Source organism: Bradyrhizobium sp. F1.4.3 (assembly GCF_040548375.1).
GTDB lineage: Bacteria > Pseudomonadota > Alphaproteobacteria > Rhizobiales > Xanthobacteraceae > Bradyrhizobium.
Genome location: NZ_JBEPRN010000036.1, coordinates 1 through 19,910, shown reverse-complemented (window position 1 = coordinate 19,910; position 19,910 = coordinate 1). Strand labels below are relative to the sequence as shown.

The 19,910-nt window shown below is 60.7% G+C and carries 15 protein-coding genes and 7 pseudogenes; 8 read left to right on the top strand and 14 right to left on the bottom strand.

Annotated elements, in window-relative coordinates:
* From ABIB73_RS37345 to ABIB73_RS37335, 3 genes and pseudogenes are all read left to right on the top strand, one after another.
* Positions 1-695 (top strand): annotated as a pseudogene (locus ABIB73_RS37345) (hypothetical protein); the annotation flags it as partial.
* Between the two features lie 879 nt (positions 696-1,574).
* Positions 1,575-3,407 carry an asparagine synthase (glutamine-hydrolyzing) gene (gene asnB, locus ABIB73_RS37340; RefSeq protein ID WP_354232437.1) on the top strand — a complete coding sequence of 611 codons (1,833 nt, stop codon included), beginning with the start codon at positions 1,575-1,577 and terminating at the stop codon, positions 3,405-3,407.
* Positions 3,408-3,908: 501 nt separating this feature from the next.
* Positions 3,909-4,405: pseudogene (locus ABIB73_RS37335) on the top strand (ATP-binding protein).
* On the opposite strand, the gene ABIB73_RS37330 reads toward ABIB73_RS37335, so the two are convergent.
* The 4 genes from ABIB73_RS37330 to ABIB73_RS37315 form a co-directional block, all read right to left on the bottom strand.
* On the bottom strand, positions 4,400-4,561 hold the full coding sequence (locus ABIB73_RS37330) for a hypothetical protein (protein ID WP_354232435.1): 162 nt from the start codon (positions 4,559-4,561) through the stop codon (positions 4,400-4,402). The pseudogene ABIB73_RS37335 and the gene ABIB73_RS37330 overlap by 6 nt on opposite strands.
* Positions 4,562-4,772: 211 nt before the next feature.
* On the bottom strand, positions 4,773-5,303 hold the full coding sequence (locus tag ABIB73_RS37325; RefSeq protein ID WP_354232434.1) for a hypothetical protein: 531 nt from the start codon (positions 5,301-5,303) through the stop codon (positions 4,773-4,775).
* Between the two features lie 239 nt (positions 5,304-5,542).
* On the bottom strand, positions 5,543-5,887 hold the full coding sequence (locus ABIB73_RS37320) for a recombinase family protein (RefSeq protein ID WP_354232432.1): 345 nt from the start codon (positions 5,885-5,887) through the stop codon (positions 5,543-5,545).
* Positions 5,888-5,944: 57 nt separating this feature from the next.
* Positions 5,945-6,250, bottom strand: a complete 306-nt coding sequence (locus ABIB73_RS37315) for a recombinase family protein (RefSeq protein WP_354232431.1) — start codon at positions 6,248-6,250, stop codon at positions 5,945-5,947.
* On the opposite strand from ABIB73_RS37315, the gene ABIB73_RS37310 reads away from it, so the two are divergent.
* A complete protein-coding gene (locus ABIB73_RS37310) occupies positions 6,239-6,556 on the top strand; it encodes a hypothetical protein (protein ID WP_354232429.1) in 318 nt (105 codons plus the stop codon). The genes ABIB73_RS37315 and ABIB73_RS37310 overlap by 12 nt on opposite strands.
* A gap of 301 nt (positions 6,557-6,857) precedes the next feature.
* A pseudogene (locus ABIB73_RS37305) lies at positions 6,858-7,052 on the top strand (ATP-binding protein); the annotation flags it as partial.
* Between the two features lie 668 nt (positions 7,053-7,720).
* On the opposite strand, the gene ABIB73_RS37300 reads toward ABIB73_RS37305, so the two are convergent.
* The 6 genes and pseudogenes from ABIB73_RS37300 to ABIB73_RS37265 form a co-directional block, all read right to left on the bottom strand.
* Positions 7,721-9,064, bottom strand: coding sequence for an MATE family efflux transporter (locus tag ABIB73_RS37300; protein ID WP_354232427.1), 1,344 nt, complete (start codon positions 9,062-9,064; stop codon positions 7,721-7,723).
* A gap of 578 nt (positions 9,065-9,642) precedes the next feature.
* Positions 9,643-10,920, bottom strand: coding sequence for an ATP-grasp domain-containing protein (locus tag ABIB73_RS37295; RefSeq protein ID WP_354232425.1), 1,278 nt, complete (start codon positions 10,918-10,920; stop codon positions 9,643-9,645).
* A gap of 637 nt (positions 10,921-11,557) precedes the next feature.
* Positions 11,558-12,347: pseudogene (locus tag ABIB73_RS37290) on the bottom strand (transposase); the annotation flags it as partial.
* A 106-nt stretch (positions 12,348-12,453) separates the two neighbouring features.
* Positions 12,454-13,757: pseudogene (locus ABIB73_RS37685) on the bottom strand (IS110 family RNA-guided transposase); the annotation flags it as partial.
* 125 nt (positions 13,758-13,882) lie between these two features.
* Positions 13,883-14,158: pseudogene (locus ABIB73_RS37270) on the bottom strand (IS630 family transposase); the annotation flags it as partial.
* Positions 14,159-14,633: 475 nt separating this feature from the next.
* Positions 14,634-15,656: pseudogene (locus tag ABIB73_RS37265) on the bottom strand (IS91 family transposase); the annotation flags it as partial.
* 479 nt (positions 15,657-16,135) lie between these two features.
* Between ABIB73_RS37265 and tnpA (ABIB73_RS37260) the strand changes: the two are divergent.
* Together tnpA (ABIB73_RS37260) and tnpB (ABIB73_RS37255) are read left to right on the top strand one after the other, a co-directional pair.
* On the top strand, positions 16,136-16,555 hold the full coding sequence (gene tnpA, locus ABIB73_RS37260) for an IS66-like element accessory protein TnpA (RefSeq protein WP_354232423.1): 420 nt from the start codon (positions 16,136-16,138) through the stop codon (positions 16,553-16,555).
* Complete coding sequence (tnpB, locus tag ABIB73_RS37255) at positions 16,549-16,701, top strand: IS66 family insertion sequence element accessory protein TnpB (protein ID WP_354232421.1); 153 nt, start codon at positions 16,549-16,551, stop codon at positions 16,699-16,701. Before tnpA (ABIB73_RS37260) ends, tnpB (ABIB73_RS37255) begins: the two co-directional genes overlap by 7 nt.
* Here the strand turns inward: tnpB (ABIB73_RS37255) and ABIB73_RS37250 are convergent, their stop codons facing one another.
* Genes ABIB73_RS37250 through tnpA (ABIB73_RS37235) form a run of 4 tightly spaced genes read right to left on the bottom strand, consistent with a single transcriptional unit; the run spans position 16,702 to position 19,731 of the window.
* On the bottom strand, positions 16,702-17,280 hold the full coding sequence (locus tag ABIB73_RS37250; RefSeq protein ID WP_354232419.1) for a YecA/YgfB family protein: 579 nt from the start codon (positions 17,278-17,280) through the stop codon (positions 16,702-16,704).
* Between the two features lie 29 nt (positions 17,281-17,309).
* A complete protein-coding gene (gene tnpC, locus ABIB73_RS37245) occupies positions 17,310-18,869 on the bottom strand; it encodes an IS66 family transposase (RefSeq protein WP_354232417.1) in 1,560 nt (519 codons plus the stop codon).
* A 50-nt stretch (positions 18,870-18,919) separates the two neighbouring features.
* Positions 18,920-19,273, bottom strand: coding sequence for an IS66 family insertion sequence element accessory protein TnpB (tnpB, locus tag ABIB73_RS37240; RefSeq protein WP_354232416.1), 354 nt, complete (start codon positions 19,271-19,273; stop codon positions 18,920-18,922).
* Positions 19,270-19,731, bottom strand: a complete 462-nt coding sequence (tnpA, locus tag ABIB73_RS37235) for an IS66-like element accessory protein TnpA (RefSeq protein WP_354232414.1) — start codon at positions 19,729-19,731, stop codon at positions 19,270-19,272. The genes tnpB (ABIB73_RS37240) and tnpA (ABIB73_RS37235) overlap by 4 nt, the downstream gene beginning before the upstream one ends.
* A 74-nt stretch (positions 19,732-19,805) precedes the next feature.
* Here tnpA (ABIB73_RS37235) and tnpB (ABIB73_RS37230) point away from each other — a divergent pair.
* On the top strand, positions 19,806-19,910 hold a 105-nt coding region (gene tnpB, locus ABIB73_RS37230; protein WP_354232439.1), incomplete at its 3' end, for an IS66 family insertion sequence element accessory protein TnpB.

Sequence of the window (19,910 nt, the reverse complement as noted above, 5' to 3'; positions counted from 1 at the left end):
CGGTGCGATACCAGCATGCAATTGCGGCAGCCGTACCGGTTCCCGTCTCGACTTCAAGTCTTCTATTGCTCCCGATGCTGCTGGCAGCTGTCCCGGCGAACAAGAAAATCGCGGTATTAACTGCGGACTCACGATGCCTCGATGCTGGCATTTGGGCTACGCTCGGTATCACACAGCAATCTCGATTGGTCATCGAAGGGTTGGAAGGGACAGCGAGTTACTCCTACATGTGGGAGAAGGAAGGTGAGATAAACGCCAGCGGCCAAGGCCTTGCTGGTGTCACTGGCGTGCGACAAGGCCAACGAGCATGGTTATCCGCACGAATAGTGGACGACGCGGCTGTTGGCACGCCATGCCCGCGAGCAGGGCCGGAGGCCGGACATGAATGTCTCGACCGAATGGTTCAGGGCACGGTGTGCAAGCTTCTCGGTCAGGAGGAAATCAAACCGCACAAGGTGCGCTACTATCTTGAAGACCGCAACGCCGAGTTCGAGCAGAAGATGGCGGAGGTTCTGTATGTCTATCGCGAGGTCCAGATCCTGAAAAAAGCCGCCCGGTCGAAGAATTCGGACAAACCCGTAGCGATCTTCTCCTACGACGAGAAGTCGGGGATCCAGGCCCATCGCGACGATCAGCGCCGGATCTGCCGTCAGTGCTGGGCGTGCATGCGACCTTCGACGTCACGGCACGCTTAGCCTAATGGCCGGGATTGATCTGCTCACCGGGCAGGTGCACGCGCTCGTCAAAGACCGCCACCGCGCCCGAGAGTTCATAGAATTCCTCAAGCTCCTTGATGCGCTTATCCGGCCAGGACCCCGATCGAGTTGATCCTCGATAATCATTCCGCGCACATCTCGAGAGAAACCAGAGCCTGGCTCGACACACCACCGGCAGGCCGCTTCCAATTTACCTCAACCAACCACGGCTCCTGGCTCAACATCATCGAGGGCTTCTCCTCCAAGTTCGCCTGCTCAGTCCTGCGTCACATGCGACATCACTCGTTCATTGACCCGACACAATGCCGATTGGTCGGGCGCTTCTGGCAACACAATTCCTTAGCGATACGGCGATTGCGAACTTCCTGTTCAGGACACCAAGCGCTACTCGGGGGTTCTTGAATTGCATTCGGTCAAATCTACTGTGGTCAGGTTTCCTTCCGAAATTGTGCCGCACGGTCAGCGGTTATCACGCTGCTCGCGTCGTCCAAAAGATCTGGACGTATGTGGGAATCAACAATGTATCAAAGCCCAACACTGCCTTGGTTGTGCAATATAGGCATGGATTCGACTCGGCGCGCGTGAATTCTGCTGAGGGTTGATAGCCCGCGTTTGTCAGGTCGATCCGACCAGTACAAATTTGGAACGTCGCACCAGTCTCACATCAAATTGGCAACAGTTGAGACGACTACCAGAATAGGTCGGTGCACCTGGCGGGCTGGTGCGCTAGGAACTGTTGCAGCCTCTGCTTCGCTCAGCCGGGGAGGACGGGCATGAGGAGGTGGCACGTGTTCGCGCGCTGCGGTGTCCTGAGACTTGGAAGTTGCGCGATCGTTGCTCAAGGCAGGGAGCCAAAGGATGTGCGGTATCTGCGGATGGATTGATTTCGATCGTGATCTCGGAGATCCCGATGCGCGACAAGCGCTTGCTGAGATGACAGCAAGCATGCTTAACCGCGGCCCAGACGGCGGCGGGAATTGGATCGGCGGGGCCGCCGCGCTAGGACACCGCCGCCTCGCAATCATTGACAAGCAGGGCGGACACCAGCCGATGACGCTCCAAGAGGACGGCCGAGCCGCGTTGGTTCTCGTCTACAGCGGAGAGACTTACAATTACCGCGAGCTGCGTCAACGGCTGGCCGCCTTAGGTCATTGCTTCACGACGAACAGTGACACCGAGGTGGTGCTGCACGCCCACCGCGAGTGGGGCCACCGCGACCCAAGGGTCGCCGTGAGCGAACTCAACGGGATGTTCGCCTATGCACTTTGGAACACCACCGAGCGAGAACTGCTTCTCATACGTGACCGGCTCGGCATCAAGCCGCTTTATTACTACCCCACGGAGCACGGAGTGTTGTTCGGCTCCGAGCCCAAGGCTATCCTCGCGAATGGTCTTGCGAAGCGGGTCATGGATAGCGACGGGTTTCGTCGCACACTAAGCTCTGTCGCCGACCCGCACATCACGGCTTTCCGCGGCATGCGCGAGGTACCGCCCGGTCACATCGTCCGAGTGTCCCGGGAGGGCATCCAGCAAGTGCGCTACTGGAAGCTCACCGACGGAGGTCACACCGACAATTTGCCTGCTACCGTTCGGCGCGTCCGCGAACTGCTCGAGGATACGATCCAGCGGCAGCTCGTGGCCGACGTGCCGCTGTGCACGCTTTTGTCCGGCGGCCTCGACTCCTCAGCGATGACGGCGCTTGCCGCGCGCTTCAGCGGAGAACAGATCCGGTCTTTCGCCCTTGACTTCGTGGGCTACACCGAGAACTTTATCGCTGGTCCCATGTGCGCCACCCCCGACGGGCCCTACGCGCAAGAGGTCGCGAAATTTGTTGGTACCGATCACACGGACATCACGCTCTCCGCGGACGACATTATGGACCCGGACGTGCGGGCCAGCGTTCTCCAGGCCCGCGACCTGCCGTTTACATCAGGCGACACCGAGAAATCGCTCTACGTGTTGTTCCGGTTGATCCGGAAACACTCGACAGTGGCCATGTCGGGGGAGGGAGCCGATGAGCTTTTCGGCGGCTACTCTTGGTTTCACGACCCCGCGCACGTTCAGGCCGACGCGTTTCCCTGGTCCGGCGCGAAACTCGATATGGCCCGGCAGTCCCTAGACGCCGGACTCGTCGAGAAGCTCGACCTGCCCGGATACCTCGATGAGCAGTACCGCAGGGCACTAGCCGAAGTACCCGCCCTGACCGGACCGGCCTCGGCCGACCCGCACGAACGTCGCATGCGCGAGGTCTGCTATCTCTTTCTCACGCGCTTCCTGCCATCTCTGCTTGACGGTGAGGACCGCCTTAGCATGGTGTCTGGCCTGGAGGTGCGGGTCCCCTATTGCGATCACCGCCTCGTTGAGTACGTGTTCGGCTCCCCATGGGCGTACAAGACTTTCGACGGACGCGAGAAAAGCCTGCTGCGAGCCGCTACGGCGGATCTGCTGCCGCGGTCCGTCGTTCAGCGAGTTAAGAGCATATTGCCGCCTATCCAGGATCCAACCTACGACAACATGTTGCGCACCCGATTCACCGCGCTGTTGAACGACCCGAATGCGGCAGTGGCACCACTGCTATCCGTCGACCGCTGTAAGGCGTTGCTCACCGGGCACAGTAAAATCAGATGGGTGGAGTGCATCCTAAACCTCCAGGATTTTCTGACCTGCTACAATGTGAGCCTCAGGATTTGAGACAAGTGATGTCAAGAAAATGCCGCGAGTGAGGCGGAGCGACCTGCGCTGGACGAGCGAGATCGATTGCCTGGTTTCGATTGTAGTGCGAGGCCCACTTTCCCTCAGCTCCCTTTGCAAACAGTGCCGATATATCTGAAGGGCTCCAGCCCGCGCTGTCGATCGAATTTCTCAGCGCGAACGCCTGCTCCACAGCGGCTGTTCGAGCGCTTGTGGAAGACCGCGATTCTGACGCGCGGTGCGGCGGCTCTCGACCAACGGCCAGTTTGTGGCGCTCTACGTCAGCTGTCGGGCGCCGCGGGCCGCGCAAGATCGTGACGGGGCTTTCGAGCCACGCCGCCCGGCTCTATCATCACCGGCGCCGTTCCACGCCATCGTCAGGGGATGGGCCGGCTCAAGCCTCTTAGCCATGAGCGTCTTTGAGAAGTTGGGTCAGCATCGGCCCTTGACGAGCCCTAGCGCGAAGTACCAACCGAAGTACCGACCGATCCCCTTGATGCCATGCTGGGGCGATTGCAGCTCTCCGGCATCCGCGATCAGCTCGATAGCTTGCTGGACGAGGCGGCGCGCGCAAACCTGTCGGCGCGCGCGACGCTGATCCTGCTGTGCGAACGTGAGATCGCGCGCAAGAATCATCGCCGCATCGACATGGCGCTGAAGCTTGCACACTTCCCGGCCGTGAAGGAGCTTGCGGGCTTCAACTTCGAGGCGCAGCCGTCGATTGATTCAAAGCAAATCCGCGTCCTGGCCGCGTCACGTTGGATCGCCAACGGAGCGAACGTGCTGCTGCTCGGCGGCTGGACGTGAAATCGCTCGCTTTGTCGAAGCCAAAGCTACTGATGGTCGACGAGATCGGTCACCTGCCGCTGGAACCCGATGCGGTGCATCTGTTCTTCCAGTTGGTCAGCCGCCACTACGAAGCCGGTGCCATGCTGATCACGTCGAACCGAAGCGTTGCCGAATGGGGCACCGTGTTCGCCGAGCCGATGACTTCATGATGCCTCCTTCTTGGAACGCTTGGTGCGTCTTACCCGGTTGCGAAGCTGTGTAATTTGTTTGTCTGAGGGCTCGATCTGCCATGGCTGGCCCTTGGCCAATTGATGACCTGCCAGCAATCCGCGCGCGAGATCATCGAACACCGCCTGCGGGGTCACTCCAAGCTCAATCGCCGCGACCTGAATCGAGAAGCTACCGCCGGGCTAGCGCATTGGGTTCTTGTCCGTGTCTTTGATTTGACCATGGGAATGCCCCAGCGGGTAGGTAATACCCAGACGTTCTCGCCTTTGAAAGCGCAGTCTCGGGCCGCGACGAAGCCTTCCTCATTGAGTATCGCCGCGATCTCGCCATCCATTTTGTGTTCAGTATTCAACTCGACGATCCGTCGGCGCGACCGATCAATGTCGGTGTAATCGCGGTAGGTGTGAACGCGCCGTTGTACGCGATGCTCGCTGGTTGCGCTGGTCTGCCAGACGATCTTGAGCCACACTTGACCTCGGGTCCGCTTCTGATCAAGAACCACTTCGCGGATGACAAATCGCAGAATGCGCTTGCGATCGGCTGCCGACGTGGTGGCCGCGTTCCAAATCGTGACAGGTTCTCGCCGAGCGCTTGTAGCCCGGCGCGTTCCGCCGGGCCAATCAGAAGCGGTTCTTGTACGCGCCAACGCGCATGCTGCTGCTCGACCGCCTCGACGACACGCAGCTTCTCTTCCCAAGCCCGCTCAAGTGAGCGCGCCACAAGACGGTTCTCGGGTTCTACGGCGTCATACTGACGCCGAGCGCGCTCGACCTCGTAGGGGGCGCGCTCCACGCGAAACGCCCACTGGCGCTCGAGCTGACGGCTCTCCTGCTCTAGTTTGCCCGCCGCCGCGAGCGCGATCTCAATCTGATCCGGCACCAGGGCATTGAGGCCCCCCGCTCGACCAGCGCGTCAACCGCCAAGGCCCGGACTTCCTGACACAGTGCACTGCTTGCTGGTCCGATCCGAGCGGCAGCAATAGACCGGATAGTCGGCATTCGGGCCAGTGTAGCGCATGCTCATGCGCCGTCCGCAACGGCCGCAGATCGCAATTCCTTTGTAACAAGGCTGCCCCCTTGCGCGGTACGCCAGAATGTCCTGCCTCAAAGCGGAAGACGTTATCTGCCAGTCGCCCCTGATTGGCCATGAACTCCTCCCAGCTGATATACCCTGGGGAGCGGCGTGCAGGCAAACCGCCCATTCCTGATCGCCACCTTGACCGTTCCCGTCAGCGATTCCGGCCGGCATCGGCTCGGATCCTTTTGCCGTCGGCCATAAACGTACACCCCAGCATAGGCTGGATTTCGAAGGACGCTAAGGACGCGTGCACTATCTGGCGCCCGCCAGACGATCTCATGTGGAGATGGTCTAAGCAGCGCTCGAACCGGCAAGGACAATCCGTACCTGTCCAAGTAGCGCATCACACGGCAAGCGCTTTGCAATTCCCGGAATTTGGCGAACACGAATCAAGACGGCCCTGCATTTCCTCATCGGGATTGAGAATGATTGTGCCTGCTCGATCATAGGCGAGCCCGGCTGGCAGCGGCAGCCGCAGTTCGCCGCGCGCGGCCTTCTGGCGTTCCCCTTTGGTGAAGGCGCATTCTCATGATGCCGGACAAGCCCAACAGCAGGCGGCCGTGGTAGGCGCGCGGATCGTAAAGCCGCTCGCCATCCGCAATGAGCACGCCGAACACCGAGCACAGCTCGAAAAGCTGATGCCAGTGCCGGTTGTTGCGGGCCAAGCGAGAAGCGTCGAGGCTCGCCACGAGACCGGCGTTGCCAAGGCCGATCTCGGCAATGAGCTTCTGGCAACCATGACGATCCACACCGCCAGCACCGGATTTGGCCAGATCCTCGTCAATGACCTGGACTCGCTCCGGTGCGCAGTCGTGAGCCGCTGGTCAGCGACGTTCAAGCTGATCAGCACGACCCAGTCCCCTTCTGGGGAACCGCTTGCCTTCGCCCAGCAGCGCGGCGAGGATTTGAGCGATGGGTGTGCTTCGCGGTTGACGGATTCGGCCACAAGCGCGGAATGTCGGCCCTGCGGCCAGGTGGATTTGCCAACGTCGGCAGGGGTCGATACGCAACGCGACGTGGAAGCGGTCGGTGGGTCATCGCGAATCATCTTCTAGTCGAAAAGGCTCAGAGTCGCGTTCAAATGTTGCATCAATGGGATCAGCGTACGTGCGCTGATGTGCGGCAGATCGGCGGCGTTCGGGCCGGAAGTTATCGCCTAGGCATGATCCGTCGACGCGATCCGAACCGCCCGCGGCCGGCCGTCCGGCAGCGCGACAACGACGTAGGCAGGGCCGCGGCCCGCCCGGTCCTTCAGCACCTCAACGCGGTGCCCACAACGAAAATGACGCGGGTCAGTGATCGTGACGTGAGACACGACCCGCTCGAGAATAGGGGTACTCTCACGTGTTCGCTAATCCGGTGGTCGCCACCGCAATCCTGGACCGGCTCCTGCACCACAGCCACGTGCTGACCATCCGCGGCGATAGCTACGGGCTCCGCGCCAAGCGCAAGAGCGGCCTCATCAAACTGCCCGCTGGTGAGGGCCCTCCGGTCCGCTCCGCCTCCCTCCGTCCCGTCACCGGCGGAATCAACCATCAATCGACATCATGAACCATGAACCTGAGAGTGGGGGCAGTCCTTCAATGACGCAAAGAGGGCAGTTCCGGAGGCGTTTGACACGAAGTCCTGGGCTTATCATGAAAGCGGCCTGTTGGGTCCATGCCCGGCACCCGTGCTTCGCCATCCCTGATCTTGAGGAGAACGCGGCGCAAAGCGGCGGAAAGAAGGAGATCGTCATCTCGCCCGTCGCCAAAACGCCGACCAACGACAGGTTGTTCGCCAGGCGCGGGAGCGCGCCGCTCGTCTGCTCGCGCATATAGGCTTGCAGATCGGCTGGCCCGACCAGAGCCGCGTCGGATGGTATTACATCGCCCCCCGGCCAGCCCACGCAGAGAGGCGCTCGTCGAGAGCTTCAACCGCCGGCGCGAGACGGACTGTTAAACGAGACGCTGCTCACGTGGCTGGCCCAAGCCCGTGTCGCGTGTTGGCGGGTCGATTGCAACAACATACGTCCGCACTGGCGGCCGGGCTGTAAAACGCCATTCAGGTTCGTCATCATCTGTCACCAACCGCGCTGGGATCTGGCGCTGCTACGCTGCGCCGAGGGCTCCGGGCCAGCTCCCGTCGTAGCCACCGCCCCACCGAGCAAATCCGGCGAGGGGACGAACTCACGACTGGACAACACTTGGGGGCAAGCCACACGACACGGTCTCAGGTGATTATTCCGCGAACTCTCTGTGGACACAGTGTTGCATGACCAGGACTAGTCCTAGCCCGCGGATGAGAAGAAAGAGGTGATAGGCGGCCCATAGCCCGTCATTCCCAAACTCCCGGCCGAAGTAGAATAGCGCGGTGATATAGATTATGAAAGATATGAGCGTCACGTTGCGTATCTCACGCGACCAAGCGGCTCCCACGAAAACACCGGTCATCTGGAAGGCCAGCACTCCGCTTGGGGCAATAAAGATGGCCCAAGCTAAATAGGACACCGCTTCGGCCCGTACATCCGGCGCAGTGGTTATTGCGCTTACGAAATATTCGCCGAACGCGCAAACTAGAATACTTGCAAACCCCGCGACCACGAAGCCCCAAGCCGTCGTAAGTCTGGTCACCCGCAAAAACGCCGTCTTATCACCGGCTCCGGTAGCGTAACCTACGAGCTGCTGTGCTGCGGTCGCGAACCCGCCGAGGAAGTAGTCAGCGAGCAGAAAAAAATGCATCAGCACTGCATTAGCCGCGAGTGTTAACGTGCCAAACTGCGCGCTTTCTCGTGTAAACATGAAATATGCTAGCATGAGCACGAATGATCGGATCATGAGATCGGCGTTGAGGCGCAGCATCGATCTAAGGGCGGCAACGTTGAAGGTGTGCCGGGGGGGAATTCTCGGCATTGCGCGGAATCGGCTAACGACGATGAACACTCCGGCGATCAAGGCAGCGACTTCAGCGCATGTCGCTGCCCAAGCGACGCCTGCAATGCCCCAACCGAGGTAAGCCCCTAAAAAGGTTGAGAGCGCAATATTCCCTCCATTCAGAAGAAGCTGCAGGAAAAGCGCGACGCGTGTGTCGGCGCGTCCGACGAAATAGCCAGCAATCGCATAGTTGATGAGCGCTGCGGGCGCCGAGATAAGGCGAATGCGGATATAAGTGTCCATCGCGGCGGTAAGCGTCCGCTCCGTATTCATGAACCATTCGCATGTTGTGGCAATCACGGGCGAAAGCAGCACCAGAGCAAGGCCAGACAGGGAAGCGAGAAGAAATGCGCGTAAGAAGACCGCGCGCTCTTCCAGGGCGTCACCTGTCCCGGAACACTGGGCGACAAGGCCGGACGTCCCAGAGCGCAGACAATTGAACGACACAAGGATGACATCGAAAATTACGGCTCCAGCCGCAAGGCCGCCGAACGAAGCGGCATCCCCGTAACGACCAACGACGGCGACGTTAACAAGACCGACCAGCGGAGTCGTAATGGATGCAATAGTCATCGGGATAGCGATTGCGAGCACCTGCCGATTGGTGATCAGGAATGGCTTTGGATCGATGATCAGCGCTTTCTCCCCCACTTCGTCTCCTACCGCATGCACCGTTTTTATGCACCAGCATTAAGCCGGCACCACCGTCTTCGACCTGGAACAGCGGGATCCAACCGCGCACTCGCGCTCTATCCTCAACTGGTGACAGGATTGGCCTATCGACCTACGCGCTCATTCAGGCGAGCGGGAAGCCGGCGTGACCGACTCTGTGAGGGCGCTACCAATGACCCTCAAACGTAGTGGGATGCGATCATCGCGGCGGCACGAATATGCGAGCTCTTCATTTCTTATCCTCTGCGAATTGAAGTCGACATGGCGACGCCAGCCTTCACCACCTCCGATCAAAACGGCGTATCAAGCACCGATGGCGACCGATGCTCTGGCTGTGAGTTCTTGGTAGACACAATGCTATTGCGAGGCCACGTGATGAACCCTACTCTGCGAGAGTGAGCTGAAAGCTGGTCTTGAACGCGCATCCATCTCGAGCATCGCTCCGCTGTCGCGTGTTCTGATCCGCTGCAAGCAACAGCACAAAGCGAAGGAATCGGCGGGTTCGGTAGCAAGGACTCTGTTCTACTTGATTACATTAGGGTTTGCCGACAATCATCTTATTCACGGCCGTCTACATCGGAGCCGGAAGTAAGGTACTGCAGCTGATTCACCTGCTCACCGAATGTCGGAAATGGTGCGATCGACCAATGGATCAAGTCTACGGCACGCTGGAGGATCGCTTTGCTCCGAGCGCGATCAGACGATGAGACAATGACGTGTCCGATCTTGTCTCGGTAATCGCCTCTTCTGAGAATCCTGTCCCCGGGTTTAATAAAGAGCTTGACCTCTCTGACTCCCGGCATTTCAGCTGCTTGATCGGAGCCACTGATCGTATCGAGGATGCCATCGCGGTCAGCAACGAGAATTCGCGCAGCCGCAGTATGCGAACCGAATCTGCGCAAATTACATTCCTCTCCGATCGCAAGCTTGATGTGCTCGGTTATGAGATCGACACCGTAAGCCTGCCTGACAAGCTGAGAATTTGGTGTTCCAGCAAGACGTGGGTTGACCTCGATCACGACTGGGCCGCGCTTTGTCCAGCGTAGATCAATGTTCGCCGGGCCCCAGCCAAGGCCAAGCGCCCGCAGACAACGTAGGGAAACGTCGGCAATAGGCCCATGCTTGTCATCAGACAGCAGGGCCGGGTAGATGTACTCGCGACAGACGAAATGTGGTGGGCCGTCGAAGTCAGCGGCCCCGATGCCGATTACCTCATTTCCCATCATTTCAACGCTATAGTGACAGCCCTGTGCGAATTCTTCGACCAGTATTCTTGGAGAGGGGCGGCATTTCTGGTTGTCGCCGAATAGAGTCGCCGTATGTTCGGCCAACTCATCGACATCTCGGCACAATCGGACACCTCTGCTGCCGATCCCTACGGTCGGCTTGACGATCACCGGCAGACCAATTGCCGCAGCGGCGCTTTCCACATCCGTCGCATTCGATGCTACGCGATAAGCAGGAATTGGCACGCCAGTGTCTGCGAGAAGCTGACGTTGAGCATATTTGTCGCGGCACCGCTCAACCGCTGCGGGATTGGGTCCAGGCAGATCGAAATACTGACAAAGCTTGCCTGCCGCCGCATAGACGGTTTCTTGGGCGCTGGTAATGCCGGCAACATCGGAGATCGAACGCAATCGGGAACATTCGCGGACCATCGCGTCGAGATTATTTGTATCCACGCGGATTGCCTCATGGCCTTCTGCCGCAAGATAGGCATACCGCGACGGATCAGAGGAAAGAGTAATAGGATCCAGACCAAGACGCTGCGCTGCTTGGACATACAGCCAGTGATTACTTGCGCCTTCAAGCAGAACGAGAGCCTTCTTTAACATAGACCAGTAACTCCGAGGTTGACTGCTTGCTGGAGCGACACACACATGTCGCGCGCGAACATAGGTAAAGACGATTGGCGGCAGGCGCGGTTAGACCCGTCACGGATCGGGAAAGACGATCTAACTTGAACGGTCTCACACACCGAGCGCGTGTTGCCTGACATAAGTGGCTGCGGGAGTCGGCAAGCGTCACTCTTTCTACCTGTACAGATGTATGCGCAACTTCAGTTGGTATCGGATGGCCATGAATATCAGCGAGTAATTTGCGAGGGTATTACCATCATCGAGAGGAGCATCTGACTAGATCACCTGCTATAGTCGCTTTTGGCGCATGACACGTCTCCCCGAGAGGTGATCTGGCCCGCAGGGGTCGGCCCGATGCGGCGCGGCAATCAGGATGAAAGTGCGTAATGCCGCATGTAGCGATGTTCCCGGATAGACCTATTGTCGCCTCATCTATTTTGCTCCCTAGCCAGGGGAGCGAAGGAAGCCGGTGGCACAACGGGTGGGCATTTCGAGCGTGTCGCGCTCGGTCCTCGACCGAGCCATGCAAAGTCAACACACTGGAGATCGGGCGTGGTCAAGGCCGCCAGCCGCGGAAGCGGTGGCGCAACGCGCCAGCCTTGAGCACGGTCGATCACCGGTCTACTTCACACTGCCGTCCTTCATCCAGCAGCGGCGGACTTTCCGGTGACGTGGACCACGTCGGTTTGTGCTGCGTTTTCCCGGGAGCTAAACAACAGTGCGCCTGCTTGCTCGCTGCGGATTTGAGACGGCGTTGAAGAGTTCCGAGTACTTTGCTCTGTTAGAGCCTGGGGCATTCTGCCTGAAGCTTGCAAAGGAGTTCGCTGCCGGTTCGCCACGGCTCGGCCTCGAACTGTTCGCGCAGCCGTGGCATAGCCTTGACGATTGGATCAGGGCGTCGTGGCTCACGCTTCGGCTTCACAATTGGCCTGTCGGCCGGGTGGACCGGCGCCCGCTTTCCACGCGATTCGCAAGCTCGACAAAAACTGTTCGATCGGTGGCGCCGCAGCTGGATAAATTGCTGGGGCGGCGTCGGTGGGACTGGCCACCTTCTTCTGCACGGCTCGGATATCGCGCAGTAACGCGGCCGGATCCAGGCGGACATACATTTCGTTGACGTGGCGCGGAGGACATCAAGTGTTCTTGCTTCGGCAACCAGCCGCTGATGTGGGGTCGCGGGGGCGCTATACGTTTTGGGGACACGCGTTCCGTCGCGCTCCTTTCGTAATCAATTTGATCGACGGCTGGAAACAGTTCATGAAAAAGCGGGACGAGCGGTAAAGCTGAGCCAGCAAAGCAGCCGCTTCGAGCCCCTCGAATCGACGATAGCCGACCATTGATCGGACCACCGCTCCATTCTTCTGTTCGACAAAGGCCTGATCGTTGCTGCGATTGGGGCGACAGGCGTGGCGACGTGACCTTGGTACTTTTTCCACTAGGCTCGCCGCCGAGCCACGTCGGGACGATCGCGTTCGCCAGCCACCACGCTTTCTTAAGAAACGGCGATGTTGGAGGATCTATGGGCTGGAGTACAAAGCCGAAGCGTTGGCTCGCCGATGCAGATTGGCAATCACCCGCGCACGGTGTCGGGTCTCGTAGGAGGACGCGCTCGGATCTACATAGTGCATACCGTGTTGCACCGCGTTGTAGAACAGCACTGCGATCTTGCGCGCCGTGCCGGTCGCTGCCTTGGCCTTGCCGATGCGTGCTGAGAGCCGTCTCTAGAAGGCGCTTAGTGCTGTATCGGTACCGTGCGGCGTGTAAGCGCCGAGAGCACTTTGCCGCCGGAGATCTTGTTGCTCGGCGCCAAGCAGAGCCAAGACGTAAAGTGTTTTGCGCTCGTCCAAGCGGAGAGGTCGTCGCTGCACTCAGCGATAAGGTTAAGTGCGAGGTAGGGACCGAGCCGTCGATCTGTGTAACGACCTTGCCGAGTAGCGCGAACAGCGCTGCGCGGACATCAAAGAGCATCGCATTTTGTTGATGGGAGTCTATTCTGACGTGATTCTGGCAATTGACCTCCTTCGTGACCACGATAGCCGCTGAGCTCTTTCAACATGGCCTCGATCCGAGCGTCGCAGGCAAATGCCCTCTGTTGGTATGTGTCGTAGAGGGCAAGTGTCTGTTCGAGAGCGAACAGGTGCTCAACGCGGTAATTCCCGGCGAGTGCTTCTCGATATGTCTCGACACTGTCGTGGCAACGCCGATCCCGCATGCGCGCCAGTACTGCCGGATTGCGCTTGCCGGTGAGGATCGCGCGGATGATCCGCAGTCCGGTCACACCGGGAATATCGGTGACGACGTGATGGAGCTGCACGTTCATTCAGTCGACGCTTTTGCATGTGTTGGATATGAGAGGCCCCATACTTCAGCAGACGCTCACGCTGACGCAGGTAGGCACACAATTCGGTGATTTGACCTTTGGGCCAAAAGCTTGAACGCAGCAGACCGAAGGAGTGAAGCCGCTGCTGCCACTGCGCATCACTGACGTCGGTCTTGCGACCTGGCACGTGCTTGGCATCGCGCGCGTTGACAGGGCGCACCGCAAAACCACGAGCGTCGAGGAGCTCAAAGATCAGGATCCAATAGACACTGGTCGACTCCATCACGACCGTGTCGACGCCGCACTCTGCAAACCAGTCAACCAGCCGATGCAGATCGGTCGTGAAGGTACCGAGGCTGCGTACCGGCTCAGGCGTGCGATCTGCATTAACGGCGGCCATGTGCATCGTGGCTCCGATGCCGATCGCGGCCGCATTTGGATGAACCACCGATATCGTATCGCGGCCCTTGTTCTTCGATTCGTGTCGACCCATTGCCAATCCTCCCTCGAGAACGGAAGGGCGGGCACCGCGCTGATGATTCATTTCCTAAACGGGACCGCCTGATGGCGTCACGACTCTCACGTGTCGTTTCTACGCCGCAGGCGGACGCTGTCCGTGATGGTTGTTTTGAAGCTGAGCTTCTCGGCATACACGAAGTCCCACACCGTGATAGTCAACCTTCAGGCCGCGACCGGCAAACAGCCCGCGTAGAGTGAAGTCGCCGTCCTTGATCCGTTGCGACACCCAGACCGCGTGGTCTCCCGAAATCGCCTTCGGCTTGTGACCGCCCAACTGGCCAGGAGCAACGCTACCGGTCTCATCGACCCGCTTCATCCAGCCAATCGCTGTGCTGATCGCCACTCCAAACTGCTTGGCGGCCCGATTCGGGACATTCCGCCCTCAATTGCCGCCACAACGCGCTTGCGAAGATCGAGAGCAAGGCTTGCCCATCCATGCTGGCCTCCGCCCAGCCAGCATGGTGAATCAGAAACAAACTGATTTGGGAATCTGGAGGGTTCTGTGAGGTCGCGCTCACGCGCTGGCGCGGCATGCGCAGTTACGCGACCTCATTGAAGCTAGATTGAACGAAGGCGCGGGAGAGGATGCACGGTGGTGCGGCTATGGGGATAGTTTGAGATCGCGGGTTGCCAGCGGCAGACTGCGGAGCTGACGCGGCGTCGTATTGGTTGCGCAATGGCGGGCAACTTGAGACAGAGAGCCTTTTTCGTGCGGTCACGGTCGATGGCCCGCTGCATCGAATAATTTCCCTCGCGCTGTTTGGCCGCACGGATTCGGCAGCGTCTGTGATGATCGAGACGACGGGATCATAATGACGAATGACGATCTTTGTGCACGGGATGAATTGGCTCACGATGTGTCGCAGCGGAACGATGGGATTGGAGCGCCGGAACGACTGAAGCCGCGTCGAAAGCGCTCGATGATGCGCATGACGCCACCACAATCAGGACAGGCCGGAACCTTGGCCCACGTCAGAACGTCCGAATCCCCAGGCGACGGCTCGCCATCGTTTTGGCGCTGTCCGCTCACGATCGAGAAGTTTGCGGCAGAGGGCGAGTTTGGCAGCGCGATGGCCGTTGGCCATGAAGCCGAAGTGGCGGATGCGATGGAAGCCATCGGGCAGCGTGTGAAGAAGGAAGCGGCGGACGAACTCGTCGGGCTTGAGCTTCATGATCTTTGTCGCGCCGTTGTGGCGGTAGTCCTTCCAGGTAAAGGCGACGTGATCGTCGTCGAGGGCGACGAGCCGGCTGTTGGCGATGGCGACGCGATGGGTATACCGACCGAGATAGGCCAGCACCTGCGCGGGGCCGCCGAACGGCCGTTTGTTGTAGACGACCCAGCTGATGCGCCGCATGGCGACGAGGTGAGCTGCGAAGGCAGCACGTTCGGCCAGGGATGCGAGATCGCCGAAGAAGTTCAGGGTGCCGGCGTCGAAGGCGGCGGTCAGACGTTCGAGGAACAGGCGTCTGAACAGCCGGGCGAGCGGTTTGACGGCCAGGAAGAAGTTTGGTCGGCTGGCGATCCAGCGCGCGCTATCGGGCGAGAGGCCGCCGCCCGACACGACGCAGTGGACGTGGGGATGATGCGTCAGCGCCTGCCCCCCGGTGTGGAGGACGGCGACGACGCCGATCCCGGCGCCGAGCCGGCGTGGATTGGCGGCGAGCGTCGACATTGCCTCGGCGGCGGCTTTGAACAGAATCGCATAGACGATGACCTTGTTCTGAAATTCTGAAAGGCGATCGCGGCGATCGGAGCCGGCAGTGTGAAGACGACGTGGAAATAGGGAACCGGCAGCAGGTCGGCTTGACGCGCGGCGAGCCACGCGGCGCGGGCTCTCCCCTGACACTTCGGACAGTGCCGATTGCGGCAGGTAATGGGCGACGCCCATTAGCTGCCTTATGGGCAAAGCCGGTAATGGTGAGCCGGCGACAGGCCTCGGCCGCCAATCTAGCGGTGTTTCAAATGGTTCGGTGTCGATCAGTCTGCCTTTTGCTCTCCATTACAACGGTTGTGCGCCGAGATCGGCCGACGGGAGATCGCGCTCCGGGGCGACACAAGGTCTTCGCTGCGTGTCGTCGTGGATCGGACGCGGGAAACCTGCGACCACCGAAATCTGCCTGCACCGTGGATCCAGACGAGAAGCTCGAAGCCATTGAGGCCACTGGGCCACCTGCTCTGAGGAAACGACCCTTTGACCTCCGGATGGCTGATTGCCGGCCCAAGGGACGGTCCGTAATGGAGAGTCAGATCTCCAAAATCTACGGTAAGCGTAGCGCCGCGGCCGTTCAGATTGTTTGTGCGCGGTCTTGGGAGCACCGTTAGAAGAGTCATCTTCTGCAAGGGTGCTCACAATGGACGACCATTCGGACGACATAAGACGACCGTCGTCGCGTATCGATGTGTATACTGGCGCAGGTCGAAAGCGCTGGCCGGACGATTTGAAGGCACAGATTGCCGCGGAAAGCTTCGAGCCGGGCGCGATTGTCACAGATGTCGCCCGCCGCCATGGCTGCCGGCCCCAGCAGGTGCATGACTGGCGGCGTCGAGCGCGTTTGGGCCAGTTGGTGCTGCCGGCTCCGGCGGATACCTTATCGTTTGTGCCTTTGGTGTCGGAATCGTCGCTACCCGCGGCTGTGGAGCCCTCCGTATCGGCGGAAGCAGCTGTTGTTACGGTCGAGTTCCAGGGTGCACGGGTAGAGGTACGCGGGACGCCTGGCCTTGCGGTGCTAAGTGACGTGTTCATGGCTCTGCGACGGACCCGTTCATGCTGACGCCAGCCGCGGGCCTCACGATTTACGTTGCGACCCAACCTGTGGACTTCAGAAAGGGTGCGGATGGCTTAGCGCTCTTGGCGAAGGAGACGCTGGGCCAAGACCCGATGAAGGGTAACCGGTATGAGATCCCACGTTTGCGGTGATCAGCGGGCGCGCGCGTAGCGGATCGGCATCCAGTACTGGCGGATGGCCTCGACGGCCAGCGGAATATCGGCGTAGGCGCGCCGGGTCTCGCAGCCGCTTTGTGGTGGTCCGAGCAGCGGCTGCTCCTGATCGTCGCGACAGTGCAGCAGAATGGGCAGAAGCAGGCCGTGATTGACATTGCTGGCGTCCAGCAACGGCGCCCACGCCGGCAGCCTGAGCCGCATCGCGGCGTAGAATCCCTGACACCAGGGTCGCGGATCGACGTCGCCATTGGGTTTGCGCCGGTGCATCGGCTCGAACTGGTCGGGCGCGGTCGTAAGGACGTTGCTGATGTCGTTATGGCGCAGCGCGACGGCGGAGAGCGCCGCGAACTCCGGGGTGTCGCCGTGGTTGAAAGCATCGGCATCGATGGCGAGCAGCGGACAGATCCAGTCGAGCGGACTCATCGACACCGGTCCGGCCACGATCGCGGCGACATAACCGTCGAGCATGGGGATGCTGGTGGCGGCAGGATGCCGATCGACGCGAGCCTGCAGCCGCCGATCGAGCTCCGCAAGGGGCATCGCGGCGGCCGCCATCGACGACGAAGCCTTGTGACAACGCGGGCTCATGCGGCGACCTGTGCGGTGCGCTGGTGCGCCGCCTTCCAGTTCCAGGTGAGCAGTTCGTGCAGCTGATGGTTCTTAGTTCGCCCGGACACGATGCGCTCCAGCACGTCGGCGAGGTAGGCCTGCGGATCGAGCTCATGGAGCTTTGCCGTGTTCACGATCGACGCCAGGATTGCCCAGCTCTCGGCGCCGCCCTCGCTGCCGCTGAATAACGAGTTGCGTCTTCCCATGGCAATCGGGCGCATTGAACGCTCGACCGTATTGCTGTCGACCTCGACGCGGCCGTCGCGGAGGAACAGCGTCAGCTCGTTCCAGTGATTGAGCGCGTAGTTGATGGCCTCCGCCAGCTTCGACTGGGAGAAGAGCTGGTCGACAATCGCGGTCAGTCGCGCCTTGAGCGCCGCCATCAACGATGCGCTCCTGGCGCAGCGGACGGCCAGCCGCTGCTCGGCAGTGCTGCCGCGGATCTTCGCCTCGATGGCATAGACCGCCTGCAGGCGTTCGATCACCTCGCGCGCGAACGGCGACTGGGTCGTTTTGAACACCTCGACGAATTTGCGTCGAGCATGGGCGAGACAAAAAGCGAGCTGGATCGCGCCGCCATGATCGCGGGCGAGCGCCTTGTAGGCAGCATAACCATCCACCTGCAGAATGCCGGAAAAGCCCTTCAGTTGTCCGGCGATCTCCTCGGTGCCGCGGCCGTTGGCGAACACGTAGGCAACCGCCGGCGGCGAGGGCCCGCCCCATGGTCGGTCATCCATGGCATGCGCCCAGAACTGGCAGATGCGGGTGCGATGTCGTCCGGGGTCGAGCACCGGCATTGGCGTCTCATCGCAGAACACGCGCGGCGAGGCCTGGATCGTGCGCAGCTGAAGCTCATAGAGGCTCCTGAGCCACCAGGCCGCACGCTTCACCCAGCCGGCCAGCGTCGCCCGGTCGAGATGGATGCCCTGGCCGGCCAGAATCTGCACCTGCCGATACAGCGGCAGATACCAGGCGAACTTCGAGACCACCACGTGGCTCACGAGTGCGGTCGAAGCCATGCCGCTCTCGATCAGGCGCGGCGGCACCTTCGCTTGGACCACACCATCGGTGCAGCTGCGGCAGCCATATTTGGGTCGGATCGTGCGCAGCACCCGCAGGATCGCCGGGATGATGTCCAGCACCTCGCTGACGTCCTCGCCGATCTTGTGGAGCTGACCCTGGCAGCACGGGCAGGCCGTCGCCTCCGGCTCCAGCACCTGCTCGCAGCGCGGCAGGTGCTTTGGGAGTGCGCCGATGTTGCGGCGCGCCTTCTTGCGCACCTTGCCGCGCGGCTTCGCCGCAGGCGCATCGTCGTTGGCCTGCACAGGCAACGTGGCGTCGGTCTCGAGATCGCCCAGCTCAAGCGCGAGTTGCTCGTCCACGAGCACCGCAAGTCGCTCCGAGCGCTTCCCGAAGATCATCTCCTTGAGTGTCTGCATCGCCACACGCAGCTTCTCGTTCTCGGCGTCAAGCGCGAGCACCATCTCGGTCAGAGCTGACGGATCGGTCGGGAGAGCGTCGGGGCGAATCGCCATGCTCAGACGATACATCCGCGCGCCACAGGCTCCAGCGAAATCCCCACCTCTCAGCCGACAACGGCCGGCTGCTTCACAGGCTTGGGTGAGACACGCGTCCACTCAAGCCCGTCGAGCAGCATCGCGAGCTGCGTCTCACTCAGATGCACCACGCCGTCGCGGATCGGCGGCCAGGTGAAGCGTCCCTCGTGCAACCACTTCGTCACCAGGACCATGCCGCTGCCGTCCCACGCCAGAAGCTTCACTCTGTCCATGCGCTTGCTGCGGAACACGAAGACGTCGCCGCAATACGGGTTCGCATGCAGCGCTTCGCTCACCAACGCCGACAGCGTGTGCACCGACTTGCGGAAATCGATCGGCTGTATCGCTAACACCACCTTGAGGTCGGACCGTAACGCAATCACCGGCACCCCCGGAGCGCCGCCAGCACCGTCGAAAGTGTCGCCAACTCCACGCCCGGCTCGACGCGGAGGCGCGCCCCACTCACCTCGATCTCGATCACCCCGCAGACCTTGGCCGAGGGCGCGGCGATCTCCAAAGCCTTCGTCTCTGCCGGCGAAGTACGCTCGGACTCGGCAGCTGTCTCGCCGTCGCTTCCGACGCCAATTTGAATCGGCACGAAGTTCGGCGCCTTGCCGGCCACCGCCGCCGCAACCTGACGTCGCCACACCGTGAGCAGCCCGCGGGAAACGCCATTGCGCCGCGCCACCTCGGAGATGTTCGCACCTTCCTCAAAGCTCTCCGCCGCGATCCGAGCCTTCTCCTCGCCCGTCCACCGTCGCCGTCGGCGCTCCCCAGTGATCACCTCGACGCGACGATAGGAGTCAACTTCCTGCCTGGCATCAAGCATGGCATTTGCCATCGCTTCACCTCCACCGATCAGTTCATGCCAGGCTGTATCGTACGCGAACCTCGCGATGGCGAGGTGGGGGCCTCATGCCGGTTACGATGAAGGGGGTGGCGGTGGTCTTCCGTGCAAAGCGCGCCGATCGGGTGAAGATTGTCGTCTGGGATGGCACCGGCCTTGTGATGTACTGGAAG